This window comes from Massilia sp. TWR1-2-2, from assembly GCF_049897565.1.
Classification (GTDB): Bacteria; Pseudomonadota; Gammaproteobacteria; order Burkholderiales; family Burkholderiaceae_D; genus JAFCUW01.
The window spans coordinates 1-25,007 of the sequence record NZ_JAFCWM010000043.1 but is presented as its reverse complement, the minus strand read 5'-3'; the positions used below and the strand labels follow the sequence as shown (position 1 = coordinate 25,007).

The window sequence follows — 25,007 nt, the reverse complement described above, 5'->3', positions numbered from 1 at the left end:
CGCTGGAAGGACCTATCGACATCGTGAAAATCTCTCGAAACCGCGGAAGCAAGACCAAAAACCGCACAAGGCAATGAGTCAGAAAAATTGTTGAAATCGGCTAACTTGGGTGGATTGGGTGGCCAACCCCCGAATAACATTTTGAGCTAACGTTACCTAACGGTGTTTTCCGCATGAAGTGGAGCGCGTCAAACGCGGTTCAAAATCGAGGTTACGCTTTGATTCCAATGCCAAATGTCACCTGCTAGTGCGAGTGCCAAATACCGTTAGTGACAATTACAACCTACCGGTATTTGCTCAGCCGTTTATGCCACTACCTCACAGGAGAGCTCAAGTGTTAATTCTGCACATTTCGACGCGTTCTGGCTCTTCCGGTCCTTCTCGCGATTCCGAACCACTGTAACTACTAATGCGGTCTATCGCGTTCGATCTCAGCCGCCACCGGAATCGACGTGTACGATGACCAGAATGCTTAATCCTGCTCTTCGATCAGTTGCAGCCGTAGCAAATTATTTGCATTTTCCAGTCGAGCCTGGCCCGCATCGACGTCCGTTCACCCATGTTGCGCCGTCAAACTGGGCGCCGCTCCAATCGACGTTAGTGATCTTAGCTCCCGAGAGGTTGGCTCCGCGCAGATCCGCGTTTGATAAATCAACGTTGGTCATGACGACCTTTGTAAGATCAGACCCGTTAAAATTGGTGCCAACGGCCTCCACGTTCGTGAAGGATGCTCCAGCATAATTTCTACGGCTTAAGTTCTGCCCGGACAAATCTGAATTAACAAAATCTTGATGCCCTTTTCCATTGGCACCAGACCCACTGCCTGCATTAATAACGCTCCCGCCAGCGCCGACGGAAACACCGCTCGCAACTGTCACGTTAGAGCTATCGCTGTCATCGTCGGAATCGTTGGCGGCGGCAACTTTGCTTTTTTTCCCAGCGGAACTTTTAGCTGATGAACTTTTAGCCCCCTTTACAATCGCCGTGCCTTTGCTTGATGAAGTTGCATCCACCCGAATGCTGCCGCCATCGATAACCACGGACTGCCCGCGAGCAGAACCAACCGACAGCAGCATTGCCAAAAACAGATGCGCTTTATTAATATACATTTAATAGCTCCGCTTCCAGTTAAAAAATTGTTTTTAATACCACGACATGATTGTACCAGTACATATACGGCGACGCTGTCTGTGCTGCGCGTGGGCTGGATTACCTAAACCGTTGCAACAGCTAGAACACCCGAGTTCGACAGTTGAGCGCGTAAGTTATTGATTCATATAGAGGCGTTGTTCAAAAATGCCACTACAAGAGGGTTAATTGCGTATCGAGGGTCGGTTTTTTGATAGTCAGCGCGGCGAGGATAACGGTCTGCTCCTTGTTAATTGACGAGATGCCGGCAATGGATTCGGTGCCGTTCAGAGTGACGCGGTGATGCTGAATTCGACGCAGTTTCGTCAGGGCGCGCTCGGGCGAGAGCGCGGTGTCGCTGGCGTGCAAGCGTGTGCGCATGACGCGATGCAGGATCAAGGCCATGAAGCAGATTGCGGCGTGCGCGCGGATGCGTTCAGGCAGTCGATGATAGATCGGACCGATCTCGATTTCGGATTTCAGCACACGGAATCCGCGCTCGATATCGGCTAACGATTTATATCGTTTAACCACTTCTTCGGGTGTCAGGTCGGTGGTGTTGGTGACCAGCAGAAGCTTGCCATCCATCAGGCGCGCGTGCGTCAGCGCCCGCTCATCGATGGTGTAGGTGAACAGCGCGCTTTTGAGGTCGACCCGGACGATGCGTGCAAGATGCGCTTCGCACACTTCATGATAGAAACGGGCGCGGGCGCCGCCGTCCGACAGCTTGCGGCCACGCTTGCTCTTGCCCATCTCCTGCCCGTCCAGTTTGACGGCCCATTGCGCGTCCTTTTGCTCAAGCGATTCGATGACCAGATCGCGCTTGGCACCGGCGGCTTTGGCCACGTCCGGGTCATGCACGATGATCAGCCGTAGTGTGTCCCACTTCGTCTCGCCCAGGACCTCGCGCTGTGCATCGGCGCATTGCTCGGCCTGGAAAGGCGCCAGCAGGTCGACGAAATCGCCGTAGCGGCGCCCCGGCACGGCCAGAATAAATTCAAGCGTGCCACCGCCCGGCAAGGTGATCGCCTGCAGGTCCGCCAAGTTGTCGGTCGAGAGCAGGCCGCGATCGGCCACGGCAATGACATGCTTGACCGGGAAGCGTTGAACGATCTTTTCGATGATCGGTTTGATGGTCTTGTGATGAGTCGATTCCGCTGATGGAGCGCGGTCCAGCGGGCCGGAGTTGAATCACCGGCGCCTACGACGATTGTATGCTGAAAGATTGCCGCGAGGCTAAGAATGCCTCTCGCCAACGAGAATATTTGTGCGTGTAGGGCCGGGCAGTTTTGGGCCGTGGCGAATGCACGGGAAGGATGGTTTGCGCGAGAATCGCACCGTTGAGGCGTACCGAAAATAGACCGGACACGAGGACTATTTGTGCCCCAAACGAAAACGCCAATCGCGATGGATTGGCGTTGCCTGAACGATGTTCTTGGTGGCCCGGGGCGGAATCGAACCACCGACACAAGGATTTTCAATCCTCTGCTCTACCGACTGAGCTACCAGGCCAAGAGGCATGATTATAGACACCCGAACGCGGGTTTGCAAGGCCGAGTATTCACTTAACAAATAAATTGCTTTGCCACCCCGTAAATCTGTGGCCTTTCCAGCCGTTATAATGGTTCGGATGAACAGCCCAACTACCTCCGCCGCACGGCACGACAGCGATGTCTGCATCGTCGGCAATGGCGCGATCGCCAAGACCACCGCGCTCGGCTTCGCCCAGGCCGGCCACTCCGTCACCTTGCTGGTGCCGCCGTCCGGCGCGCCGCCGGCGCCGCCGGCGCCCGGCGCCGAGCAGCCGTGGGACGTGCGTGTTTACGCCCTCAATCACACCGCCCACACGCTGCTGGCGTCGCTGAAGGTGTGGGGCGCGCTCGACGCGTCGCGCGTGGCGCCGGTCGATTCGATGGCCGTGATCGGCGACGGCAAGCAGCCCGGCGACGTCGAGTTCGACGCCTTCGGCGCCCATGTCGGCACGCTGGCGTGGATCGTCGAGGACCGCAACCTGAACCAGGCGCTCGACGCCGCCCTCCGGTTCGCCCCCAACGTCAACATCATCAGCGCCCGCGCAGTACGCCTGGCGACCGGCGACACCGGCGCCACCGTCACGCTCGACGACGGCGCCGTCGTCGCCTGCGCGCTGGTGGTCGGCGCCGACGGCGGCCAGTCCTGGGTGCGCGGCCAGTGCGACATCGGCCTCGATTACCGCTCGTACCACCAGCGCGCGGTGGTAACCAATTTCAGCTGCGGGAAGCCGCACCACGGCGTCGCCCACCAGTGGTTCACCGGCCACGAAGGCATCGTCGCGCTGCTGCCGCTGCCGGGCGAGCGGGTGTCGCTGGTGTGGTCGGCGCCGGATGCGCTGGCCGATACCTTGATGCGCGAGTCGCTCGGCGAACTGGCGGTGCGCCTGGCGGTGCTGAGCGAAGACAAGCTGGGTCAACTCAAGCCCCTGCAGCCGGAATCGGTAAAGGACGTGCCGCTGATGCTTATCCGGCCGCACGCCATCGTCGCGCCGCGCGTGGCGCTGGTCGGCGACGCCGCCCACGTCGTGCATCCGCTCGCCGGCCACGGCATGAATCTTGGCTTCGCCGACGTGGCCCAGCTGCTCGAAACAGTCGCCGCGCGCGAAGCGCAGCGCAGCATCGGCGACGAGCGCGTGCTGGCGCGCTACGCGCGCGGGCGCAAGGAAGACGTGCTGCTGATGCAGCTCGCCACCGATGGCCTGGCGCGCCTGTTCGGCGCCGATCTGGAGCCGGTGCGCGTGGTTCGTAATTTGGGGCTAAACTTGCTGAATAAGTTGCCCATGCTCAAGCGTCGGCTGATGGCCCACGCGATGGGGAAGTAAGATTTTTTGTGTAACCGATTCGGAGTAAATCATGGGTAAATCACATATCGCGGTGCTGCTGGCGACCGCGCTGATAGCAGCGTGCGCCGTCGCCGAAGCGCCGGTCGAAGCGAACATCAAGAAGATCGTCGAGCCGAAACTGGCGCCAGGCGTGAAGATCGACTCGGTCAAGGCCACGCCGTACGGCGGCCTGTACGAGATACGCGCCGCCGGCGACATCTTCTATACCGACAAAAACGGCGAGTACCTGATCATGGGCCACGTCTTCAGCACCAAGACGGCGCAGGACCTGACCAAGGAGCGCATCGACGAGATCAACAAGATCAAGTTCTCCGACCTGCCGCTGGAGTCGGCGCTCAAGCTGGTCAAGGGCGACGGCAAGCGCGTCATCGCGGTGTTCGAAGATCCGAACTGCGGCTACTGCAAGCGCTTCCGCCAGACGACGCTGAAAGAACTCGACAACGTCACCGTCTACACCTTCATGTATAACATCCTGTCGGAAGACTCGTTCGCCAAGTCGAAGAACATCTGGTGCGCGCCGGACCGCAACAAGGCGTGGGACGACTGGATGATCAACGGTAAAGCCGCTCCCGCCGCCGCGGCCAGCTGCGCGACGCCGAACGACAAGATCCTCGCGCTCGGCCAGAAGCTGCGCATCCAGGGCACACCTGCGATCTTCTTTGCCGACGGCAGCCGCATCCCGGGAGCGGCCGACACCAAGACGCTCGAGGCAAAATTCAGCAGCATCAAGTAGTCGGTAACACCACCATAAAAATATAGATAGTCATTCCAAAACTAAGGGGCAGGGCATGGTAACTCTTCATATTAACGGCCGCGACATGCAAGTCGAGGCCGATCCATCTACGCCCATCTTGTGGGCCCTGCGCGATAACCTCAACATGACCGGCACCAAATTCGGCTGCGGCGCGGCGCTGTGCGGCGCCTGCACCGTGCACCTCGACGGCGACCCGATCCGCTCGTGCGTGACGCCGATTTCGGCGGCGGCCGGCAAGAAGATCACCACCATCGAAGCGATGGACGCCGACAAGGTCGGCAAGGCGGTGCAGGATGCGTGGGTCAAGCATGACGTGCCGCAGTGCGGCTACTGCCAGAGCGGCCAGGTGATGAGTGCCTCCGCTCTGCTGCGCACAAACAAGGCGCCGACCGACGCCGACATCGATGGCGCCATGAGCGGGAACATCTGCCGCTGCGGCACCTACCAACGAATCCGCGCGGCCATCAAGGACGCGGCGAAGACATTAGCCTGAGGGATCGATCATGCGAATTGAATGGATTAATCCCGAGGCGCTGCGCCCGGCAGAAGGCGGCCTGTCGCGCCGCAGCTTCCTCAAGGCCGGCGCGGTAGTCTCCGGCGGCCTGATACTCGGCTTCTTCATGCCGGGTTCGAACAAGTTCGCCCGCGCCGCGGACGCGCCCAAGCCAGTCTACGCGCCGAACGCGTTCCTGCGCATCGCGCCGGACAACACCGTGACGGTGATGGTCAACCGGCTCGAATTCGGCCAGGGCGTGCACACGTCGCTGCCGATGCTGATCGCCGAGGAACTCGATTGCGACTGGTCGCAGATGCGCGGCGAACTGGCGCCTGCCGGCGACGTGTTCAAGGACCCGGCGTTCGGCATGCAGATGACCGGCGGCTCGGGCACCATCGCCCACTCTTTCGTGCAGTACCGCGAAATCGGCGCCAAGGCGCGCGCGATGCTGGTTAGCGCCGCAGCCGAACAATGGAAGGTCGCGCCGGCACAGTGCAAGACCGCCAAGGGCTTCGTCATGGGACCGGCCGGCCAGAAGGCCAGCTACGGCGCGCTCGCCGACGCCGCCATGAAGCAGCCGATGCCGGCCACCGTCACGCTGAAAGAGGCGAAGGACTTCGCCATCATCGGTAAACCTACCAGGCGCATCGACGCGCGCGCGAAGTCGAGCGGCAAGCAGGTGTTCGGCATCGACTTCATGCCGCCCAATACCAAGGTAGCGCTGGTGGCGCGTCCGCCCGTGTTCGGCGCCAAGGTAGCGAAATTCGACGCCGCGCCGGCGAAAGCGATCAAGGGCGTCATCGACGTGCTCGAGGTGCAGACCGACCGCGGTGGACGCGGCGTGGTGGTGATCGCCGATGGCTATTGGCCTGCCAAGCAGGGCCGCGACGCGCTCGTCATCGACTGGGACGCCAGCGGCGTCGAGAAGGTCAGCAGCGCAAAACAGATGGCCGATTTCGCCGCGCTGGCCAAAACGCCGGGCGCGGTTGCGCTCAAGGCCGACACCTCGAAGCTGGCGGCGGCGCCGAAGAAGATTTCGGCCGTCTACGAATTTCCGTACCTGGCGCACGCGCCGATGGAGCCGCTCAACTGCGTGGTCGACCTGAAGGCCGATAGCTGCACCGTGTGGGCCGGCACCCAGTTCCAGACCGCCGACCACGCAGCCGTGGCGCGCACCGCGGGCCTGGCGCCCGAGCAGGTGACGGTCAACACGATGATGGCCGGCGGCGGCTTTGGCCGGCGCGCGGTGCCCACCTCCGACTACATCGTCGAGGCGGTCCACGTCGCCAAGGCCTACCGCGCCGCCGGCAAGAGCGGCCCGGTAAAAGTCATCTGGAGCCGCGAGGACGACATCAAGGGCGGCTACTACCGGCCTTCGCACGTGCACCGCGCCGACATCGGCCTCGATGCCAAAGGAAAAATCCTGGCATGGGATCACGTCATCGTCGGCCAGTCGATCATCGCCGGCACGCCGTTCGAGGCGTTCATGATCAAGAATGGCGTCGACCAGACCATGGTCGAGGGGATGGGCGCGCCGTACGATGTTCCGCTGAACTTGACGGCGCACACCGCCAAGGCGAATGTGCCGGTGCTGTGGTGGCGCTCGGTCGGCTCGACCCACACCGCGTTCGTGATGGAGACACTGATCGACGAAGCGGCGCACGTGGCGGGCATGGACCCGGTGGCATACCGCAAGACCCTGATCGATCCGAAGCACGTGCGCCATCTGGCCGCGCTCGACCTGGCGGTGGCCAAATCGGGCTACAACAAGAAGAGGCTGCCGAAAGGCCGTGCCTACGGCGTGGCGATGCATGAGTCGTTCGGCTCGGTAGTGGCCTACGTCGTCGAGGCGTCGGTCACCAAGGGTGTGCCGAAGCTGCACAAGGTCACCGCCGGCGTGCACTGCAACCTGGCCGTCAACCCGCTGTCGATTGCGGCGCAGGTCGAGGGCGCCGCGCTGATGGCGCTGGGGACGACGCTGCAAGGCGCCGCCATCACGCTGAAAGACGGCGTCGTCGAGCAGCAGAACTTTGGCGACTATACGGTGGCGCGCATGACCGACATGCCGCAGGTCGACGTCTTCATCGTGCCTTCCGGCGATGCGCCGACCGGCATGGGCGAGCCGGGTGTACCGCCACTGGCGCCGGCGTTTGCCAACGCGCTGTTCAAGCTGACCGGCAAGCGCCTGCGCAAGCTGCCGTTCGACCTGCAGACGGCTTAGGCCTCCATGACCCCTGTCGGCATTTTGCTCGCCGCCGGCAGGGGGCGACGATTCGATCCCTCCGGTACGCGTAACAAGCTGCTGCAGCCTGTGGCTGCTGGCGGCGAGTCGGTGGTCGTCGCGAGCGCGCGCGCGATGCTTGCGGTGCTGCCGACGGTGGTCGCCGTGGTTGCTCCCGATGATGGCGGCGTCGCCGACGCCTTGCGCGCGCTCGGCTGCGACGTCACCACGTGCCCGGATGCGGACGAGGGCATGGCGCAGTCGCTTGTTCACGCGCTGCGCCATTCGCTCCCGCAAGCGCAGGCTTGGCTCATTGCGCTGGGTGACATGCCGCGTGTGCATCCAGCGACCATCCAGGCGCTGGCCGATGCCATCGCCGGCGGCGCAGTCGTCGCCGCTCCGGTATGCGGAGGCAGGCGCGGCAACCCGGTCGCTTTCGGCGCCGCCTGCCTGCCCGAACTGCTGGCGCTGAGCGGCGACGAGGGCGCCCGCCACATCTTGAAACGCCAACAGGTTACCGAGGTAGCGGTCGACGATCCCGGCATTTTCCAGGACATCGACCAGCCATCGGATTTGCCGCCTGAGATACACTCCCACAATCCTTAACGTCATCCTCGCTCACGCGGGGACTCCTTCGCGGCGCCGCCGAACACACATGAAAAAGCCAACGCAAAAGCAGCAGAGCGCCATCCACTACGCGATCGTGCCGAAGGATCTGGCCGGCCACCTGTTCGAAGTCACCCTCACCGTCGCCTTGCCGGCGTCGGATGGACAAGTGCTGGCGCTGCCGGCCTGGATCCCGGGCAGTTACATGATCCGCGAGTTTTCGCGCAATATCGTCCAGATCAGCGCCGAGTCGGAAGGCCAGGCCGTCGCGCTGATGAAGCTCGACAAGCATACCTGGCGCGCCGCACCGGTTGTCGGCGCGCTGACCGTGCGCTACGAGGTGTATGCGTGGGACCTGTCGGTGCGCGCCGCCCATCTCGACCAGACCCATGGCTTCTTCAACGGCACCAGCGTCTTCTTGCGCGTACTCGGGCAGGAAGCGATGGCGCACCAGGTCGACATCCAGCGGCCCGCCGACCCTGCCGCGGCGGCGTGGCGGGTGGCGACGTCGCTGCCGGAACTGGGCGCCAGGCGCTACGGCTTTGGTAGTTACGTCGCTAGCGACTACGACGATTTGATCGACCACCCGGTTGAAATGGGCGACTTTGCGCTGGCGACGTTCAAGGCGCACGGCGTCCCGCACGACATCGTCATTTCCGGGCGCGTGCCGAATTTGAACATGGCGCGCCTTCAGGCGGACCTGAAGGTGATGTGTGAAACGCAGATCGAATTTTTCGAGCCGAAGTCGAAGAAGGCGCCGATGGAACGCTACGTGTTCCTGACGCTGGCCGTCGGCGACGGTTACGGCGGCCTCGAACACCGCGCCTCGACCGCGCTCATTTGCGCGCGCGCCGATCTGCCGACGGCAGCCACGCCGAAAAAACTGGAGGCGACCGACGGCTACCTCAAGTTCCTCGGCCTGTGCAGCCACGAGTATTTCCACACCTGGAACGTCAAGCGCATCAAGCCGGCCGCGTTTGCGCCCTACGATCTGCAGGCCGAGACGTACACGCCGCTGCTTTGGCTGTTCGAAGGCTTCACCAGCTATTACGACGACCTGCTGCTGGTGCGCAGCGGCCTGCTCGACGAGGCGGCCTACCTGAAGCTGCAAGCCAAGACGATCGGCAGCGTCCTGCGCGGCAGTGGCCGCACCAAGCAAAGCGTGGCCGATTCGAGCTTCGACGCGTGGGGCAAGTACTACCGCCAGGACGAGAATGCGCCGAACGCGATCGTCAGCTATTACACCAAGGGTTCGCTGGTGGCGCTGATGTTCGACCTGACGATCCGCGCCAAGACCGACGGCAACAAGTCGCTCGACGACGTGATGGCCGCGCTGTGGCAGCGTTATGGGCGCGACTTCTATGCGGTGGCTGCGCGCGGCGTCACCGAAGCGGAAGTGGAGGCGCTGTTCGATGAAGTCAGTGGCCTGAAACTGAAGCCGCTGTTTAACCGCTACGTGCGCGGGACCGACGACCTGCCGCTGGCCAAGCTGTACGCGCCGTTCGGCATCAAGCTGGTCGACCAGCGCAAGGATGCCAAGCCGGCGCTGGACGCCAGCACGGGACGCGACGGCGGCGACTGCAAGCTGACGCAGGTGCACGAGGGCGGGGCGGCGCATCGCGCTGGCCTGTCGGCCGGCGACGTGCTGGTGGCGATCGACGGGCTGCGGGTGTCGGGCAATCCGGTCAACCTCGATGCGCTGCTGGGGCGCTACCGCGTCGGCGACACGGTAGTGGTGCACGCTTTCCGGCGCGACGAGCTGCTGACGTTTAACGTCAAATTGCAGGGTGACAGGACGCCGGCGATATCGCTGGAGGCAGCAGCCGGCGCCAAAAAGCTCAAGCGTCCCAGCGCGTAATCGCTAAAAACTGTCTCAGTCCGCGGTCTGGATTGGCGCCAGGGTGCGCAGCTGGAAGCGGTAATCGGCGTTGAACAGGAACGTCTCGGAAAACGTCAGCGACCGCCCCGGACCGGAGGCCAGGTTGAATGGCCGCGGCAGGGAGCCGGTGCGCTTCATCGACGCCAGCGCTACTTTCGATGCCTCGCTGTCGCGCGAGCGCTGCACCACCACATCGGACATGCGGCCGTCCCGGTCCACCGTGATTCGCAGCACGACAATGGCCGGCAGCATCGGCGGCAGCTTGCCGCTGAAGGTGTGGGCGCCGTTGTAACGCATGATCAGCGCGGCGACGTCGTCCTTGTACACGTCGACGCTGGCGAATGCGGCCCGCTGGCCGCTCAAGGGCGCGCCAGCTTGCGGCTTTGGTTGGCCGAACGGCACCAGCGATGCCAGCCGTGGCTGGCTGCACGCGCAGGCAAGTAACGCCAGCAACACCGCGCCAACGGTCCTGGTACTGCGGATAATGTTCATGGTTAGTCGAACAGCCTTGCAAGTTCCACACCGGGGTCAGGCGCGCGCATGAAGGCCTCGCCGACCAGGAATGCATGCACGTTCGCGTCGCGCATGCGCTTGACGTCATCTTGCGACATGATTCCCGACTCGGTCACCACCAGCTTGCTGGCCGGAATGCGCGGCAGCAGGCCGATCGTGTTCTGCAGCGAGGTCTCGAACGTGCGCAGGTTTCGGTTATTGATGCCGAGCAGCAGAGTGCGCAGCTTCAGCGCCGCCGTCAACTCATCGCCATCATGTACTTCGACCAGCACATCCATTCCAAGTTCCATCGCACAGGCTTCCATTTCGGCCATCAGGCCGTGGTCGAGCGCGGCGACGATCAGCAAAATCGCGTCGGCGCCCATAGCGCGCGCTTCGTATACCTGGTACATGTCGACCATGAAGTCCTTGCGCAGCACCGGAATGTCGCAGGCGGCGCGCGCCTGTTGCAAGTATTCGGGCGACCCCTGGAAGAAAGGCGCATCGGTCAGCACCGACAGGCAGGCAGCGCCATGCCGGGCGTAGCTCTCGGCGATGTTGGCGGGGCGGAAGTTCTCGCGCAGCACGCCACGCGACGGCGACGCCTTCTTCACTTCGGCAATAACGCCGGCGCGGCCGGCCGCGATGGTATTACGCAGGCTCGCTTCGAAGCCGCGCAGGCCGGCGCGCAGCTTCGCGTCGCCTTCGACTTCGCCGCGCAGGCTGGCCAGCCCGCGGTGTTTTTTGGCGGCGGCCACTTCGTCGGCCTTGACGGCCAGGATATTGTTGAGGATGTCGGACATGGGGACTCGATCTTATTTGGAGAGGGCAAGCTTGACGCCGAGCCAGACGAACAGGCTGCCGGTGACGCGGTTGAGCCACAGCGAGGTGCGCGCGCCGATCTGCAAGCGCGCCTTGGCGCGCGCGGTAAATAGCGCCAGTGCGAAGCACCACAGCATGCCGTTGACGTTGAAGATGACGCCGAGGACGAGGAAGGCGAACGCCTTGTACTGGGCGTCGGCCTGGATAAACTGTGGCACGAAGGCGAGGAAGAACAGCGCTACCTTGGGGTTCAACACGTTGGTCAGGAAGCCCTGCGCGAAGATTTTGGTGAGTCGCATCGGTGCGGTTGGCGCCGCGTTGACGGCGGCGCGCGGTTTGCTGCGCAACAGGCCAAACGCCAGGTACAGGATGTAGGCCGCGCCGACGTATTTGACGACCGTGAAAGCGGTGGCCGACGTCGACAGAATCGCCGACAGCCCGAGCGCGGCGGCGAACATGTGGATGAAGACGCCGGCGCCGATGCCGAGCGCCGCGACGCAGCCGGCGCGCGCGCCCTGGGTGGCGCTGCGCGTCATGATCAGCAGCGAATCGGGGCCAGGCATCAGGTTGAGCAGCAGCCCCGATACGACGAACAGCCCGAGGTCGTGGATGCCGAACATGGTCAGCCCTGGCCCAGTTGCTGGGTCACCTGCACGAACTGATCGAGCTTGGCGCGCGCGGCGCCTGACGTGATGGCAGCGCGGGCCTTCGCCAGGCCGTCTTCGATCGAGGCGGCGGCGCCTGCCGCATACAGCGCGGTGCCTGCGTTGAGCGCGACGATATCGAAAGCGGCGCCCGGTTCGCCCGTCAGGGCCTCCATCATCATCGTCTTCGATTCGGCGGCGCCGGCCACTTTCAGGTTGCGGCTGGCGATCATCGGCAGGCCGAAGTCTTCCGGATGGATTTCGTATTCGCGGATTTCGCCGCCGACCAGTTCACCGACCATGGTGGCCGCGCCCAGCGAGACTTCATCCATGTTGTCGCGGCCGTACACTACCACCGCGTGCTGGGCGCCGAGGCGCTGCAGCACGCGCACCTGGATGCCGACCAGGTCGGCGTGGAACACGCCCATCAGGATGTTCGGCGCGCCGGCCGGATTGGTCAGCGGCCCGAGGATATTGAAGATGGTGCGCACACCGAGTTCGCGCCGCACCGGCGCTGCGTGCTTCATCGCCGCATGGTGGTTCGGCGCGAACATGAAGCCGATGCCGGTTTGCGCAATCGACTGGGCGATCTGCTCGGGCGTCAGATTGATGTTGGCGCCGAGCGACTCGAGCACGTCGGCGCTACCGGACGACGACGACACGCTGCGCCCGCCGTGCTTGGCCACGCGCGCGCCGGCTGCCGCGGCGACGAACATCGACGCGGTCGAGATGTTGAAGGTGTGGGCGCCGTCGCCGCCGGTGCCGACGATGTCGAGCAGGTTGCTGGTGTCGGCCATCGGCACCTTGGTCGAGAACTCGCGCATGACCTGGGCGGCGGCGGCGATCTCGCCGATGGTCTCTTTCTTGACGCGCAGGGCGACGGTGAGCGCGGCGATCATCGTCGGCGACATTTCGCCGGACATGATCTGGCGGAACAGGTGCAGCATCTCGTCGTGGAAAATTTCGCGGTGTTCGATACAGCGCAGCAGGGCTTCTTGTGGGGTGATCTTCATGGCGGTTCCGGTTCGGTTATCCAACGCGTCAGCGTTCGAGGAAGTTCTGCAGCAGTTTGTGACCGTGTTCGGACAGGATCGACTCGGGGTGGAACTGCACGCCCTCGATGTCGAACTCCTTGTGCCGCACGCCCATGATTTCGCCGTCGTCGGTCCATGCCGTCACTTCGAGGCAGGACGGCAGCGAGCTGCGCTCGATCGCCAGCGAGTGGTAGCGGATCACGGTAAACGGGCTTGGCAGATCCTTGAACACGCCCACGCCGGTGTGGGCGATCAGCGACGTCTTGCCATGCATGACCTGCTTGGCGCGGATGACGTTGCCGCCGAACGCGGCGCCGATCGCCTGGTGGCCAAGGCACACGCCGAGAATCGGCAGCTTGCCCTTGAATTCGCGCAGGATGTCGACCGACACGCCGGCTTCGGCCGGGGTTTTCGGGCCGGGCGAGATGCAGATGCGGTCCGGCTTCATCGCGCCGATTTCGGCCAGCGTGATTTCGTCGTTGCGCAGCGTGCGCACTTCCTCGCCCAGCTCCCCGAAATACTGCACCAGGTTGTAGGTGAACGAGTCGTAGTTATCGATCATCAGCAGCATGTCAGAGCTCCCCATCGAGGCCGTCTTGCACCTGTTCGGCCGCGCGCAATACGGCGCGCGCCTTGTTTTCAGTTTCCTGCCATTCCATCTCGGGGATCGAATCGGCGACGATGCCGGCGGCGGCCTGCACGTACAGCATGCCGTCCTTGATGACGCCGGTGCGGATCGCGATCGCCACGTCCATTTCGCCGCCAAAACTGAGGTAGCCGCATGCGCCGCCGTAGATGCCGCGCTTGGTCGGTTCGAGTTCGTCGATCACTTCCATCGCCCGCACCTTCGGCGCGCCGGTCAAGGTCCCGGCCGGGAAGGTCGCGCGCAGCACGTCGAGGTTCGACATGCCGTCTTTGAGCTTGCCTTCGACGTTGGAGACGATGTGCTGGACGTGCGAGTATTTTTCCACCACCAGCCGCTCGGTGACGCACACGCTGCCCGTTTCGGCGATGCGGCCGATGTCGTTGCGCGCCAGGTCGATCAGCATGACGTGTTCGGCGATTTCCTTCGGGTCGGCCAGCAGCTCCCTCGACAGTTCGGCGTCGCGCTCGGGCGTGGCGCCGCGCGGGCGGGTGCCGGCAATCGGGCGCAGCGTGACCTTCTTGCTGCCGTCGGGCGCGGTCTCGTTGCGTACCAAAATCTCCGGCGAGGCACCGACGATCTGCATGTCGCCGAAATTGTAGTAGTACATGTAAGGCGAGGGATTGAGCGAGCGAAGCGCGCGGTACAGCGTCAGCGGCGAATCGACGTAGGGCTTGCGGATGCGCTGGCCGATCTGCACCTGCATCAGGTCGCCGGCCATCACGTACTCGTGCGCGCGGGCGACCGCCTTCAGGTAGTCCTCCTTGCTGAAGTCGCGGATCTCCTCGGTGCGCACCGAGCTCGATGTGACGGGCGCGTCGACGCCGCGCCGCAGCATCATGCGCAGGTCTTTGAGGCGCTGGCGCGCTTTCGAAAACGCTTCCGGTCGCGTGGTGTCGGCGTACACGATCAGGTACAGCTTGCCCGACAGGTTGTCGATCACCGCCAGTTCTTCGGTCACCATCAGCTGGATGTCGGGCAGCCCGAGATCGTCCTTCGGCGTGCTGTCGGCCAGCTTTCGTTCGATGTGGCGCACCGTGTCGTAGCCGAAGTAGCCGGCCAGGCCGCCGCAAAAGCGCGGCAGGCCGGGGCTCAGTGCCACCTTGAAGCGGGCCTGGAACGATTCGATGAAGTCGAGCGGATTGCCCTCGTGCGTTTCGATCACGCTGCCGTCCTTGACGATCTCGGTGACGCGGCCGGTGGTGCGCAGCACCGTGGTGGCGGGCAGGCCGATGAACGAGTAGCGGCCGAAGCGCTCGCCGCCGACCACCGATTCGAGCAGGAAGGTGTTCTTGCCGGCGTTCTGCGTCTGCGCCAGCTTCAGGTACAAGGTGAGCGGCGTTTCGAGGTCGGCGAATGCTTCGGAAATGAGCGGAACGCGGTTGTAGCCGGCGTTGGCAAGCGATTTGAATTCGAGTTCGGTCATGCTTTTTCTCCAGGCCGCCGGGGAGGGGCTGCGGTGGTGGTCAAAAAACCTGCCGGGCGCGCGAGCGCCGCCGGCAGCAATCAGTACGGGTTACTTAGCCCAGGATTGCCAGCGTCGCCAAAGCCAGGCCTCAAGCGGGCCGGTTTGGGTGACAGTGTGTTTTTTGGTGAAAAACATGCGGTTTGTTCAGTTAGCGTTGCGGTTGTGCGTACTTATTAGTGTTGCCGCTTCGAGCAGCGAAGTTACTATACCATCGGAATCGGTTTCCTGTATAGCCTGTCCATGGTTGTAGCCGTAGGGGACGGTGAGCACGAAACAGCCCGCCGCGCGCGCCGCTTCGGCGTCGTTCGACGAGTCGCCGATCGCTACCACTTCGGCCGGCTCCAGCGCGAAGTCGGCGCACACCTGCAGCAGCGGCATCGGATGCGGCTTTTTGCGCGGCAGGCACTCGCCGCCGTAGACCACTTCAAAGTACGGCGTCAGGCCTTTCTTTGCCAGCAGCGGCGCGGCGAACGCGATCGGCTTGTTGGTCACACAGGCGATCCGCAGTCCCATCGCCCGCATGGCCTCCAGGCCTTCGATCACGCCGTCATATAACGCGCTGTGGTCGCCATTGATCGCCAGGTAGTGGCGCTGGTAGGCCTCCATCGCTTGCACGAAGTGGCGCTCGACGCCGGCCTGGTCGAAGTCGACCGCCAGCACCGAGCGGATCAGGTTCTCGGAGCCTTTGCCGACCATGTTCTCGATGCGCTCCTGGGAGATCGCGGCCAGATCGAACTCGGCGCGCATGCGGTTGATGGCCACGTGGAAGTCGGGCACCGTGTCGAGCATGGTGCCGTCGAGGTCGACGATGACGCCGCGGATGGCGCCGGCCCCCGTGCGCATCAGCGGGCCGCGGTCTTGGCCACGGTCTTGGCCAGTTCGGCGCGCATGGCGTCGATCACCGCCTTGTAGTCGCTCTGGCCGAAAATGGCCGAGCCGGCGACGAAGGTGTCGGCGCCGGCGGCGGCGGCGGCGGCGATATTGTCGATCTTGATGCCGCCGTCGACTTCGAGCAGGATGTCGCGGCCCGATTCGTCGATCATGCGGCGCGCGATGCTGATCTTTTTCAGCGCTTCAGCAATGAACGACTGGCCGCCGAAGCCCGGGTTGACCGACATGATGAGGATCATGTCGATCTTGTCCATCACGTGGTTCAGGAAGTGCATCGGGGTGCCCGGATTGAACACCAGGCCGGCCTTGCAACCGTTATCGCGGATCAGCTGCAAGGTGCGGTCGATGTGTTCGGACGCTTCCGGGTGGAAGGTGATGATGTTGGCGCCGGCCTTGGCAAAATCCGGGATCAGGCGATCGACCGGCTTGACCATCAGGTGGACGTCGATCGGCACGTCGACGTGCGGACGGATCGCCTGGCACACCAGCGGCCCGATCGTCAGGTTCGGAACATAATGGTTGTCCATCACGTCGAAGTGAATGATGTCGGCGCCGGCGGCAACGACATTGCGCACTTCCTCGCCGAGGCGGGCGAAATCGGCGGACAGGATGCTGGGGGCGATGCGGAATTGGGTCATGGCGTGGCGCAAGTTATCAATAGCGGAGCCGCTATTTTACGCTGTTGCACGCCTTGTCCGCGCGCTGCCCGCGCTTTTGCACTGCGATGTATGATGAACGTTGCTCGAACAATAATAGCGTCACTAAGGAAACCCGATGGCACCCTACGAATTTACTGTCACTGTCCGCACCAAGTACCTGCCGGAGCAGTCAGACCCGGCACGCACCAACTACGTGTTCACCTATACGATCACGATCAAGAACACCGGCAGCGTGGCGGCCCAGCTGATCGCGCGGCATTGGGTCATCACCGACGCCAACAACCACGTCGAAGAAGTGCGCGGGTTGGGCGTGGTCGGCCATCAGCCGCTGCTGCAGCCTGGCGAACAGTTCGAATACACCAGCGGCACCCAGATGGCCACGCCGCAAGGCTCCATGCTGGGCGAATACTTCTGCGTGGCCGAAGATGGACACCGGTTCGAAGCGAAGATCCCGGAATTCGTGCTGTCGCTGCCGCGCACGCTGCACTGATCAGCCCTGCGGGCCGTCCAGGCGATCGGGCTTGTCGGCCTTCGGCGGCTCGATCGCGTCGAGTTCGTCGTCGCCCGCCTTCGGGCCCGAATACATCGTCCACCAGACGATAAACACCAGCAGGAACAGCGCCACTGCCGCTTCAACCATCAATATCCACATACACGTCCTTATGTTACCTACTTGCCGCAGTTTACATGCTTCTCTGGGAGCCGTCGCCGTTGCGCTGTCCGGCGGCTGCGCGACCACGCAGCCGCCGGCGCCGCCCGAGCCGAAACCGAGGCCGCCGATCGTCATGCCGGCGCCAGTCGGTCCGGTGGCGGTGCCGGCGCCCGGGCCAAAGCCCACGCCTGAGCCAGCGCCGGCGCCGGGCCGTTGACCGGCGGGCCGGAAGGGCTACAATCGCGCTATTGACGTTCATGTAACCAACAGGAGTAGCCCATGCAATACGCAGATTTGCTGATCGAAACGCACGGCCGCGTCGCCGTGATCCGCCTGAACCGTCCAAAGGCGATGAATGCGCTCAACGACAACATGATGAACGAGCTGGGCGCCGCGTTGCAGCAGTTCGATGCCGACAGCAGCATCGGCTGCATCGTCCTGACCGGCAGCGAGAAGGCGTTCGCCGCCGGCGCCGACATCGCCGCCATGGCCAACTACACGTACGCCGACACCTATCCGGGAAACTACATCGGGCGCAACTGGGAGCACATCCTCAATATCAGGAAGCCTGTGATCGGCGCGGTGGCGGGCTTTTGCCTCGGTGGCGGCTGCGAACTGGCGATGATGTGCGACTTCCTGATCGCCGCCGACAGCGCGCGCTTCGGCCAGCCGGAGATCAAGGTCGGCGTCACGCCAGGCGCCGGCGGCACCCAGCGCCTGCCGCGCACCATCGGCAAGGCAAAAGCGATGGACCTGCTGCTGACGGCGCGCATGATCGACGCCGCCGAAGCCGAGCGCACCGGCCTGGTCTCGCGCGTGGTCCCGGCCGACAAGCTGATGGAAGAAGCGCTGGCCGCGGCCACCGTCGTCGCGTCGATGTCGGTGACGGTGGCGATGGCGATCAAGGACAGCGTCAACCGCGCATTCGAAACCACGCTGACCGAAGGGGTGCGCTACGAGCGCCGCTACTTCCACGCCGCGTTCGGCACCCCGGCGCAGAAAGAGGGCATGGCCGCCTTCCTGGCGAAGCGTCCAGCGAACTTCGAAGGCCTGTAGCATCGCGTCGGGCCGGCCAGGCATGCGCTGGTTCCCGACTCGGGCCCGGGCCCGGGCCCTGGCGCTCGCGCTCGCGCTGGCCGGGTGCGCCGACCTGCCGCCGCTCGACGGGCGCATTGCGTCGAGCGCGTTCAGCGATACCGCCGACACCCCGCTCGGGCGGGCGGTGGCGCCGCTGGTGGCGGCCCATCCGGGCAGGTCCGGCGTGTACGGGCTGCTCGACGCCCGCGGCGCCTTTACCGCCAGGGCGGTGCTGGCCGATGCGGCCACCCGCAGCCTCGACGTCCAGTACTACATCTGGAGCAATGACATCAGCGGCGCAATGCTGTTCGACGCGCTGCGCGCGGCCGCCGGGCGCGGCGTGCGGGTGCGGCTGCTGCTGGACGATTTCGGCACCTCCGGCATCGACGCCACGCTGGCGCAGCTCGACGCTCATCCGAATATCGAAGTGCGGCTGTTTAATCCGTTTGCGCTGCGGCGCATGCGCCTGCTCGGCTACCTGACCGAATTCGGCCGCCTGAACCGGCGCATGCACAACAAGTCGTTCACCGCCGACGGCCACATCACCATCATCGGCGGGCGCAATGTCGGCGATAAATACTTCGACGCCGCTGGCGACGTGCTGTTCGCCGACCTCGACGTGCTGGCAATCGGCGCCGTGGTGGCGCCGGTGTCGAACGATTTCGACCGCTACTGGAACAGCGCCTCGGCCTATCCGCTCGAGCTGATCGTGCCGCCGCATCCTGACGCCGCGGCCGTGCGCGCGGAAGCGGCGGTGGTCGACGCGGGCCCGCCCGCCGCTTCCTTGCAGCTGGCAAGGCGCACATCGACGTTGCTGCCCGATCTGGTCGCGCGCACGCTGCCGCTCGAATGGGCCGACACCCGGCTGGTCAGTGACGATCCGGCCAAGGCCTTGCAGCGCGAGGCGCCCGACAGCGGCGTCGAAACGCAGCTGCGCGAGCTGATTGGCACGCCGCTGCGCGAGTTCGACCTGGTGGCGCCATATTTCGTGCCTGGCCCGGGCGTGACCGGCGAATTGTCGGCGCTGGCGCGCAGCGGCGTCGCCGTGCGCGTGCTGACCAACGCGCTGGAGGCGACCGACGTCGCCGCGGTGCATGCCGGCTATGCCAAATGGCGCAAGCGGCTGCTGCAAGCCGGCGTCAAGCTGTACGAAATGCGCCGCAGCTGGCCTTTGGAGGATAGGCGGCACCGGCCCGGTCCCCTGATCTCCTCGGGCAGCAGCCTGCACGCCAAGACGTTCGCGGTCGATGGCGCGCACATGTTTATCGGCTCGCTCAATTTCGATCCGCGCTCGATCAACCTCAATACCGAGATGGGCTTCCTGATCGCCAGCCCGGCGATGGCGCGGGAACTGAAGGAGCGGCTCGACAGCGGCGTGGCCGAGCGCGCATACGAAGTGCGGCTCGCGCCCGACGGCGCGCTGTACTGGATCGAGCGCAAGCAGGGCGCCGTCATCCGCCACGACACGGAGCCGGGCACCAGCGTCTGGCTGCGGCTGGGCGTGCGCATCTTGTCCTGGCTGCCGATCGACTGGCTGCTCTGAGCCCAGTGGTGTCGCGCATCACTGCGTGCACGGTTACACGCTTGATCCACTCTGCTGAGAAATATGGGCAATCTGGCGACTATTCGGTCGAAATCTGTGGTTTATTTTGAATGTTGCCCTAAATAAATCGCCGGACTTGCCGTTGTCGAGTAGTAAGTATTGGTTTCCTTCTCTTCGGTGGAGGTAGTTTTTCCGGCTTGGCTTCACGCATGCCGGCGTCATGAAGTCGAAATTTCACAAAGCCTGCGCCACACACCCGCACGGTGCTTTGATAACGCAAAAATTTGCCCAAAATTCACGAAATTGAAGGAGATTCAAGATGTCACAGCATGGCGTAAAACTTGTAGCACGCGTCGCAGCGGCAGCGATCATCGCATCGGCGGCATCCACCGCCATGGCAGGCGCGACCACCGGGGACCTGGTGGTAGGCGCTACGCTGGTTGCGGGTTGCGAAGTGCAAGCTGGCTCGATTGCCTTCGGAAACATCGTCGCGCTGGCCAGCACGGCGGATAAAGTTGCCGACAGCGGTAGCACTTTTAAGGTTGCCTGTAGCAACGGTGCATCGCCGATGATTTCCACGGGCTCTACGCGTGTCATGAAATTTGGCCTCAACTCGCTGCCTTTCACTCTCGGCCTGAGCGCCCTTGGCGCCGATACCGATACCTTCCCTGCAACCGCCACCGCGCTTGTGATGACCCAGAACGGTGCAATGCAAGATGTGACGATTCACGCCAAAGTGCTGGCGTCGGACTTCTCGGCACTGCCAATTGGCGCTTACACCAAAACGGTGGTCGTGGATGTCGCCTATTAACAAGGCTGGCTGCCGCCGAGCTGCCTTAGGCGCCGCAATCGCCGTGCTGGCAGCGCTGGCGATGCACGGCACCGCCGGTGCCATGACGATCGCTCCCGTGGTCGTCGAGTTGTCGCCCGTACGGAAAGTGGTGTCGATCACCGTCACCAATCCATCCGACACCGTCGTCAATTTTCAGGCTGAAGTGCTGGCCTGGAGTCAGGCCGACGGCCAAGATCGATTCGAGGCGACCCGTGACCTGATGGTGGTGCCGCCGGTAGCCAGGATCGCCCCTGGCGCTACCCAAATATTCAGGGTGACGTCACGCATGTCGTCTGGTGCCCGCGAGCAGGCATATCGACTGATCCTTGAGGATGTGTCTGCCGAACTGGACGGCCCGGAAGGTACGGCGACAGTGAATATTCGCGTCCGCCACAGCTTGCCGGTGTTCGTCGCCGCAACCGGCACGCCGACGCTGTCGGTACAACTGACACAATGTACCGCACCGCACGGCAAGGCATGCGTACGGCTGAGCAACGACGGCGGTCGTCATATCACGGCGAAGTCACTGACCGTCGGGGCCGGCAGCTGGAGTCAGGAAATTGCGCTTAACACTCGTTTGCTGGTCGGTGGCTGGCGCGAGTGGCAGTTTGATGTCCCTGCCAAGGTGGCGGGCATAATGAATGTCAAGGCCGATACGTCGGCGGGCACCTTCGACGGCACGCTGTCGGCCGCGTCGCGATAAATCCCTAGCGCTCGCGTTCAGAAAACCATGGCTGTTTCGCTCTCTCTTGCAGCCAGGCGCGTACTCGTGCTGTCCTTCCTCGTCGCGGCATACGCGATAGGGGCGCCCGTACACGCCGAGGGCGGCCGTCCGGAGATCGAAGACATTACCTCGGTTCAGGATGCTTCCGGCACCAGTGTGCGGTTCAGGTTTGCCGCGCCGCTTGGCCGCCTGCCGACGGTGTTTTCGATAAATTCGCCGCCACGTATCGTGATCGATTTCGCTGGCGTCGGCCAGGACGAACGCGCCAACTTTCCGTTCGACGACAACTTGGTCACTTCTGCAACGCTGGTCGGCGGCAATGATCGCTCGCGCGTGGTGCTTGCGCTGCGCGAGCCGTCACGCGGGGCGTTCCGGCAAGATGGCAACGATCTTGTGCTGACGGTGCTGCCATTGAGCGCGTTGCCGGCCTGGGTGTCGCCGCGCGAGGCGGACAAGGCTGAACGGCTTACCAGGACCATCGCTTCCCCCGACGTCGAAAAGGCGCCGAAGACCGGCAATGCCGGCAATGCACTCAAGGGCCAGGAGACGCTGCTTGTCGAGTTGAGCGTTAACGATCAGCCGGTGTCGGGGATTTTCCGGGCCGAGCGGCTCGCCGACGGCCGTCTTGCACTCGCACTGGACGGCTGGCGAATCGCTGGCCTGCGGGCGCAGGGCGAACCGCTCCTGCTACCCGACGGCGAGCAAGGGTACGCGCTGGAGTCAGTCCCCAACCTCGAATATCGGGTCGACCGCGCCCGTCTGATGCTGGCGCTGATCGTCCCGTCCAGCGCATTTGAAGCCGCCACCTACTCCCTGAGCAACGGCACGCGCGCTCAGCCCGATGCGCCGTCGACGGGTGTCTACCTCAATTACAACTTGTCGGCTACCGGCCAGCAGTCCGGCGGCAACAGTTTTGGTGGTTCGGCCGAGGCGGTGATGTTCACTGGCGCCGGCTCACTCGTCGCTGGCGCCGTTGTCCGGCGCGACCGCCATCTCACCGAAGTCAACCGAACAGATACTTACTGGCGCAAGGACTGGCCAGCAGAGATGAAATCATTGGTGCTGGGCGACACCATTGGGACCGATGGCGGTTGGAGCAGGCCGGTACGGTTCGGCGGCGTGCGCTACGGCCGTGACTTTGCTCTCTCGCCAGGATTTATAACCTACCCGTTGCCATCGATTTCCGGGGCGGCAGCGTTGCCATCGACCGTCGACGTGCTGGTCAACAAGCAACGCCAATCGGGTGCTGACGTGAAAGCTGGCGCTTTTGACCTGACGAACGTGCCTGTTGTCAGTGGCGCCGGCGAGATCAATTTGGTGGTGCGAGACCTGCGCGGCGTCGAGACATTGCTCACCCAAGGCTATTACATGTCGCCTTTGCTGTTGGCGCCCGGCCTGTTCGACTTCTCGGCCGAGGCAGGCGCCTTACGCCGCAACTACGGCAACAGTAGGATGGGTGAGTACGGCCCGGGATTTGCCGCCGGCTCTTACCGCTATGGATTGACGTCCGGCTTGACAGTCAGCGGCCGCGCAGAAGTGCAGCGCTCGCGCCAGGCCGCAGGCGTCGAGGCAACTGCTCTGCTCGATACGATCGCCGTGGCGCGCACGGCAGCGGCCTGGTCGCGTAGTGAGGACGTTGGTGAAGCGAAAAGCGGGACGCGCTGGCTGGCAGCGCTAGAACGGCTTACCCATGCGGGCGGCGGCGCCGTGCAATGGGAACACTTCAGCGATGGGTTTGTGCAATTCGGTGGGGGCGCGAACGAGCTGCGTCCGCGCGACCGCATGCAGGCCAACATCGGAGTCGCACTGGGAGCCGGCACGTCAGCTGGACTCAGCTACATTCGTCAGACCAGCTGGAACCGCGACCGCTTTACGTTGGCAGGCGCAAACTTCGGCATCGCCCTGTCTGGCAACATGCATTTGTCGGCGTTCGTGGCCCAGCAGATGGACGGCGGTGGCGGCTGGAGTGGCGGCTTGAACTTGATCTTGCCAACCGCCAACCAGAGCACTGTGATTGCATCGAGCAACCGCGACCGGCAGGGCAATGTTGTCAATACCGTTCAGATGGGACAGGTTGCGCCGCCGGGGCCCGGCTTGGGCTGGAGTGCGCGAGCCAGCGACCGCGCCAGCCAGCGTGCGCAGGCCGGCGCGACCTATAACTCCGAGTACGGCCGCGTGACTGCCGACGCCAGCGTCGGTTCGGATGCCAACGCCGTGCGCGTTGGCGCCGAAGGTTCAGTCGGCTGGTTCAAAGGCCTGCCGTTCGCAACCAGGCGTATCGACCACGGTGCTTTTGCGGTCGTAAAAGTCGGCGACCTGCCAGGCGTGCCTATCATGCGCAGCAACCAGATAGTGGCGGTCACCGACAGTAGCGGCATGGCGCTGGTGCCCGGGCTACTGCCGTACCAAACCAATTTCCTATCGATCGATCCAGACCAGTTGCCGCTCGACGTCAATATCGGTAGCGCGCAGCGGGTCACGGTTCCGTACGCGCGAAGCGGCGTGTTGCTCGATTTTCCGATCCGGCGTGCTCGTAACTTACTGGTGAAGCTGGTGCTGCCGGACGGCGTTTTCGTACCGTCCGGCGCACGCGTTGTGGTTTCGCCGAGTAATCAGGAGTTCGTTGTGGTAAAGCGGGGCGAAGTCTATTTGACCGATGTGCAGGACGCTGAAACGATCGCGGTAAACTGGTCCGGCGGCGCCTGCACCGTCAGCCTCAATCTGGTGCAAGCTACCGGAGCGGAGATCGAAATGGGACCCTTGCTATGCGGGAGCAGCGGAAATCGCAGCAAATAGCAAATCGTTGGCGTTCGGCATGGCGCTGCTGGCGGTCGCCGCAGGCGCGCGTGCGCAATCGTGTACCGTGGTGCAGGGCGCCACTTTGGTGTTTCCGCCCGTTGTCGCATTGGCCAGCGGCGGTAGTCCCACCACCGATACCGGGCACAGTTTCAAGGTGAGTTGCGACCCCAGTGTGGTGAGCACCTTGAGGCTGCATTCCGTGTCCCCACGCCTAATGAGCAACAGTATCCACCAGCTTCCGTTCAACCTCAGTCTTAGCAGCGGAGCCGCGAGCAACGACTTGGCGACCGCAGCGCCGGGCACGCCAGTCACAATCACCCGCGACGGGCAGGGGCAGGTGGTTGTGCTTTACGCCAAAATTTATGCAGCGAGTTTCAGGTCGCTTCCCGGCGGCGCTTACTCAGCAACGTTGACGTTGACCCTTGAATATTGAGCAGTCCGGTAAAACAGTCCTTGCCAAGCTGTTGGGCGGTTTGCTATAGTTCGCCTCCCCGATGAAACGGTTAACGAAATCAAGTAGTTAGCGAACAGTCGGGGACGTCGGAAACGACGGCGCGGTAGAAAATATGGGTTGACGAAATAAGCTAAAAGCTTTATACTCTTCCTCCTTCGCTGCTGATGAACACAACGCTTCATCGCCAGGCAGCAAGCAGTACCGAACAAGTTCTTTAAAAATTAACAGTCGATAAGTGTGGGCGTTTGATGAAGGTGCCAGTGACTTCGGTCGCTGAAAACTTAAATTATCAAATGTTCACAAAGAAGAAATAT

General features: G+C 63.4%; 23 protein-coding genes, 1 tRNA gene and 1 pseudogene. 13 read left to right on the top strand and 12 right to left on the bottom strand.

Features of this window, described 5'->3' with window-relative positions:
* Window positions 1-509 precede the first annotated feature (509 nt).
* The 3 genes and pseudogenes from ACP7DD_RS24310 to ACP7DD_RS24300 all read right to left on the bottom strand — a co-directional run bounded on the left by ACP7DD_RS24310 (window position 510) and on the right by ACP7DD_RS24300 (window position 2,640).
* Complete coding sequence (locus ACP7DD_RS24310; RefSeq protein WP_426177684.1) at window positions 510-1,109, bottom strand: pentapeptide repeat-containing protein; 600 nt, start codon at window positions 1,107-1,109, stop codon at window positions 510-512.
* A gap of 193 nt (window positions 1,110-1,302) precedes the next feature.
* Window positions 1,303-2,289 (bottom strand): annotated as a pseudogene (locus tag ACP7DD_RS24305) (IS1634 family transposase); the annotation flags it as partial.
* Window positions 2,290-2,564: 275 nt separating this feature from the next.
* A tRNA-Phe gene (locus tag ACP7DD_RS24300) sits at window positions 2,565-2,640 on the bottom strand.
* Between the two features lie 118 nt (window positions 2,641-2,758).
* Between ACP7DD_RS24300 and ACP7DD_RS24295 the strand changes: the two genes are divergently transcribed.
* Genes ACP7DD_RS24295 through ACP7DD_RS24270 form a run of 6 tightly spaced genes read left to right on the top strand, consistent with a single transcriptional unit; the run spans window position 2,759 to window position 9,938 of the window.
* On the top strand, window positions 2,759-3,982 hold the full coding sequence (locus ACP7DD_RS24295) for an FAD-dependent monooxygenase (protein WP_426177682.1): 1,224 nt from the start codon (window positions 2,759-2,761) through the stop codon (window positions 3,980-3,982).
* Between the two features lie 31 nt (window positions 3,983-4,013).
* Window positions 4,014-4,736: a DsbC family protein gene (locus ACP7DD_RS24290; protein ID WP_426177680.1), complete on the top strand. Its 723-nt coding sequence runs from the start codon at window positions 4,014-4,016 to the stop codon at window positions 4,734-4,736.
* A 55-nt stretch (window positions 4,737-4,791) separates the two neighbouring features.
* Window positions 4,792-5,250 carry a (2Fe-2S)-binding protein gene (locus tag ACP7DD_RS24285; RefSeq protein WP_099791572.1) on the top strand — a complete coding sequence of 153 codons (459 nt, stop codon included), beginning with the start codon at window positions 4,792-4,794 and terminating at the stop codon, window positions 5,248-5,250.
* Between the two features lie 10 nt (window positions 5,251-5,260).
* A complete protein-coding gene (locus ACP7DD_RS24280; protein WP_426177677.1) occupies window positions 5,261-7,474 on the top strand; it encodes a molybdopterin cofactor-binding domain-containing protein in 2,214 nt (737 codons plus the stop codon).
* Window positions 7,475-7,480: 6 nt separating this feature from the next.
* A complete protein-coding gene (locus tag ACP7DD_RS24275; protein WP_426177675.1) occupies window positions 7,481-8,080 on the top strand; it encodes a nucleotidyltransferase family protein in 600 nt (199 codons plus the stop codon).
* Between the two features lie 49 nt (window positions 8,081-8,129).
* A complete protein-coding gene (locus tag ACP7DD_RS24270; protein WP_426177673.1) occupies window positions 8,130-9,938 on the top strand; it encodes a M61 family metallopeptidase in 1,809 nt (602 codons plus the stop codon).
* A gap of 15 nt (window positions 9,939-9,953) precedes the next feature.
* On the opposite strand, the gene ACP7DD_RS24265 is transcribed toward ACP7DD_RS24270, so the two are convergent.
* The 8 genes from ACP7DD_RS24265 to rpe form a co-directional block, all read right to left on the bottom strand.
* A complete protein-coding gene (locus ACP7DD_RS24265; protein WP_426177671.1) occupies window positions 9,954-10,451 on the bottom strand; it encodes a hypothetical protein in 498 nt (165 codons plus the stop codon).
* 2 nt (window positions 10,452-10,453) lie between these two features.
* Window positions 10,454-11,254 (bottom strand): indole-3-glycerol phosphate synthase TrpC, encoded by an 801-nt coding sequence (gene trpC, locus ACP7DD_RS24260; protein ID WP_426177670.1) that lies wholly within the window; start codon window positions 11,252-11,254, stop codon window positions 10,454-10,456.
* Window positions 11,255-11,266: 12 nt separating this feature from the next.
* Window positions 11,267-11,893, bottom strand: coding sequence for a LysE family translocator (locus ACP7DD_RS24255; protein WP_426177668.1), 627 nt, complete (start codon window positions 11,891-11,893; stop codon window positions 11,267-11,269).
* A 2-nt stretch (window positions 11,894-11,895) separates the two neighbouring features.
* Window positions 11,896-12,930: an anthranilate phosphoribosyltransferase gene (trpD, locus tag ACP7DD_RS24250; protein WP_426177666.1), complete on the bottom strand. Its 1,035-nt coding sequence runs from the start codon at window positions 12,928-12,930 to the stop codon at window positions 11,896-11,898.
* A 28-nt stretch (window positions 12,931-12,958) separates the two neighbouring features.
* Window positions 12,959-13,522 carry an anthranilate synthase component II gene (locus tag ACP7DD_RS24245; protein ID WP_099791554.1) on the bottom strand — a complete coding sequence of 188 codons (564 nt, stop codon included), beginning with the start codon at window positions 13,520-13,522 and terminating at the stop codon, window positions 12,959-12,961.
* A gap of 1 nt (window position 13,523) precedes the next feature.
* Window positions 13,524-15,020, bottom strand: coding sequence for an anthranilate synthase component I (gene trpE, locus ACP7DD_RS24240; RefSeq protein ID WP_426177663.1), 1,497 nt, complete (start codon window positions 15,018-15,020; stop codon window positions 13,524-13,526).
* A 186-nt stretch (window positions 15,021-15,206) separates the two neighbouring features.
* Window positions 15,207-15,905 carry a phosphoglycolate phosphatase gene (locus tag ACP7DD_RS24235; protein WP_426177661.1) on the bottom strand — a complete coding sequence of 233 codons (699 nt, stop codon included), beginning with the start codon at window positions 15,903-15,905 and terminating at the stop codon, window positions 15,207-15,209.
* Complete coding sequence (gene rpe / locus ACP7DD_RS24230; protein WP_426177660.1) at window positions 15,905-16,591, bottom strand: ribulose-phosphate 3-epimerase; 687 nt, start codon at window positions 16,589-16,591, stop codon at window positions 15,905-15,907. The genes ACP7DD_RS24235 and rpe overlap by 1 nt, the downstream gene beginning before the upstream one ends.
* Before the next feature lie 136 nt (window positions 16,592-16,727).
* On the opposite strand from rpe, the gene apaG reads away from it, so the two are divergent.
* Entirely contained in the window at window positions 16,728-17,102 is a 375-nt protein-coding gene (apaG, locus tag ACP7DD_RS24225) for a Co2+/Mg2+ efflux protein ApaG (protein WP_426177659.1), read from the top strand.
* On the opposite strand, the gene ACP7DD_RS24220 is transcribed toward apaG, so the two are convergent.
* A complete protein-coding gene (locus ACP7DD_RS24220; protein WP_426177657.1) occupies window positions 17,103-17,450 on the bottom strand; it encodes a hypothetical protein in 348 nt (115 codons plus the stop codon). It lies immediately after the preceding gene.
* 93 nt (window positions 17,451-17,543) lie between these two features.
* Between ACP7DD_RS24220 and ACP7DD_RS24215 the strand changes: the two genes are divergently transcribed.
* The 6 genes from ACP7DD_RS24215 to ACP7DD_RS24190 all read left to right on the top strand — a co-directional run bounded on the left by ACP7DD_RS24215 (window position 17,544) and on the right by ACP7DD_RS24190 (window position 24,672).
* On the top strand, window positions 17,544-18,320 hold the full coding sequence (locus ACP7DD_RS24215; protein ID WP_426177655.1) for an enoyl-CoA hydratase: 777 nt from the start codon (window positions 17,544-17,546) through the stop codon (window positions 18,318-18,320).
* 22 nt (window positions 18,321-18,342) lie between these two features.
* Window positions 18,343-19,884, top strand: coding sequence for a phospholipase D family protein (locus ACP7DD_RS24210; RefSeq protein ID WP_426177653.1), 1,542 nt, complete (start codon window positions 18,343-18,345; stop codon window positions 19,882-19,884).
* Window positions 19,885-20,203: 319 nt separating this feature from the next.
* The gene (locus ACP7DD_RS24205) at window positions 20,204-20,695 is read left to right on the top strand and encodes a spore coat protein U domain-containing protein (RefSeq protein ID WP_426177651.1); all 492 of its coding nucleotides are present in this window, start codon (window positions 20,204-20,206) and stop codon (window positions 20,693-20,695) included.
* 43 nt (window positions 20,696-20,738) lie between these two features.
* A complete protein-coding gene (locus ACP7DD_RS24200; protein ID WP_426177649.1) occupies window positions 20,739-21,419 on the top strand; it encodes a fimbrial biogenesis chaperone in 681 nt (226 codons plus the stop codon).
* A gap of 27 nt (window positions 21,420-21,446) precedes the next feature.
* Window positions 21,447-24,236 (top strand): fimbria/pilus outer membrane usher protein, encoded by a 2,790-nt coding sequence (locus ACP7DD_RS24195; protein WP_426177648.1) that lies wholly within the window; start codon window positions 21,447-21,449, stop codon window positions 24,234-24,236.
* A 19-nt stretch (window positions 24,237-24,255) separates the two neighbouring features.
* A complete protein-coding gene (locus tag ACP7DD_RS24190) occupies window positions 24,256-24,672 on the top strand; it encodes a spore coat protein U domain-containing protein (protein ID WP_426177646.1) in 417 nt (138 codons plus the stop codon).
* The last annotated feature ends 335 nt before the right edge of the window (window positions 24,673-25,007 follow it).

Bases quoted from the DNA above. Each gene is read 5' to 3' on its own strand.
- ACP7DD_RS24310 (WP_426177684.1), bottom strand. From the start codon at position 1,109: ATGTATATTAATAAAGCGCATCTGTTTTTGGCAATGCTGCTGTCGGTT.
- ACP7DD_RS24295 (WP_426177682.1), top strand. From the start codon at position 2,759: ATGAACAGCCCAACTACCTCCGCCGCACGGCACGACAGCGATGTCTGC.
- ACP7DD_RS24290 (WP_426177680.1), top strand. From the start codon at position 4,014: ATGGGTAAATCACATATCGCGGTGCTGCTGGCGACCGCGCTGATAGCA.
- ACP7DD_RS24285 (WP_099791572.1), top strand. From the start codon at position 4,792: ATGGTAACTCTTCATATTAACGGCCGCGACATGCAAGTCGAGGCCGAT.
- ACP7DD_RS24280 (WP_426177677.1), top strand. From the start codon at position 5,261: ATGCGAATTGAATGGATTAATCCCGAGGCGCTGCGCCCGGCAGAAGGC.
- ACP7DD_RS24275 (WP_426177675.1), top strand. From the start codon at position 7,481: ATGACCCCTGTCGGCATTTTGCTCGCCGCCGGCAGGGGGCGACGATTC.
- ACP7DD_RS24270 (WP_426177673.1), top strand. From the start codon at position 8,130: ATGAAAAAGCCAACGCAAAAGCAGCAGAGCGCCATCCACTACGCGATC.
- ACP7DD_RS24265 (WP_426177671.1), bottom strand. From the start codon at position 10,451: ATGAACATTATCCGCAGTACCAGGACCGTTGGCGCGGTGTTGCTGGCG.
- trpC (WP_426177670.1), bottom strand. From the start codon at position 11,254: ATGTCCGACATCCTCAACAATATCCTGGCCGTCAAGGCCGACGAAGTG.
- ACP7DD_RS24255 (WP_426177668.1), bottom strand. From the start codon at position 11,893: ATGTTCGGCATCCACGACCTCGGGCTGTTCGTCGTATCGGGGCTGCTG.
- trpD (WP_426177666.1), bottom strand. From the start codon at position 12,930: ATGAAGATCACCCCACAAGAAGCCCTGCTGCGCTGTATCGAACACCGC.
- ACP7DD_RS24245 (WP_099791554.1), bottom strand. From the start codon at position 13,522: ATGCTGCTGATGATCGATAACTACGACTCGTTCACCTACAACCTGGTG.
- trpE (WP_426177663.1), bottom strand. From the start codon at position 15,020: ATGACCGAACTCGAATTCAAATCGCTTGCCAACGCCGGCTACAACCGC.
- ACP7DD_RS24235 (WP_426177661.1), bottom strand. From the start codon at position 15,905: ATGCGCACGGGGGCCGGCGCCATCCGCGGCGTCATCGTCGACCTCGAC.
- rpe (WP_426177660.1), bottom strand. From the start codon at position 16,591: ATGACCCAATTCCGCATCGCCCCCAGCATCCTGTCCGCCGATTTCGCC.
- apaG (WP_426177659.1), top strand. From the start codon at position 16,728: ATGGCACCCTACGAATTTACTGTCACTGTCCGCACCAAGTACCTGCCG.
- ACP7DD_RS24215 (WP_426177655.1), top strand. From the start codon at position 17,544: ATGCAATACGCAGATTTGCTGATCGAAACGCACGGCCGCGTCGCCGTG.
- ACP7DD_RS24210 (WP_426177653.1), top strand. From the start codon at position 18,343: ATGCGCTGGTTCCCGACTCGGGCCCGGGCCCGGGCCCTGGCGCTCGCG.
- ACP7DD_RS24205 (WP_426177651.1), top strand. From the start codon at position 20,204: ATGTCACAGCATGGCGTAAAACTTGTAGCACGCGTCGCAGCGGCAGCG.
- ACP7DD_RS24195 (WP_426177648.1), top strand. From the start codon at position 21,447: ATGGCTGTTTCGCTCTCTCTTGCAGCCAGGCGCGTACTCGTGCTGTCC.
- ACP7DD_RS24190 (WP_426177646.1), top strand. From the start codon at position 24,256: ATGGCGCTGCTGGCGGTCGCCGCAGGCGCGCGTGCGCAATCGTGTACC.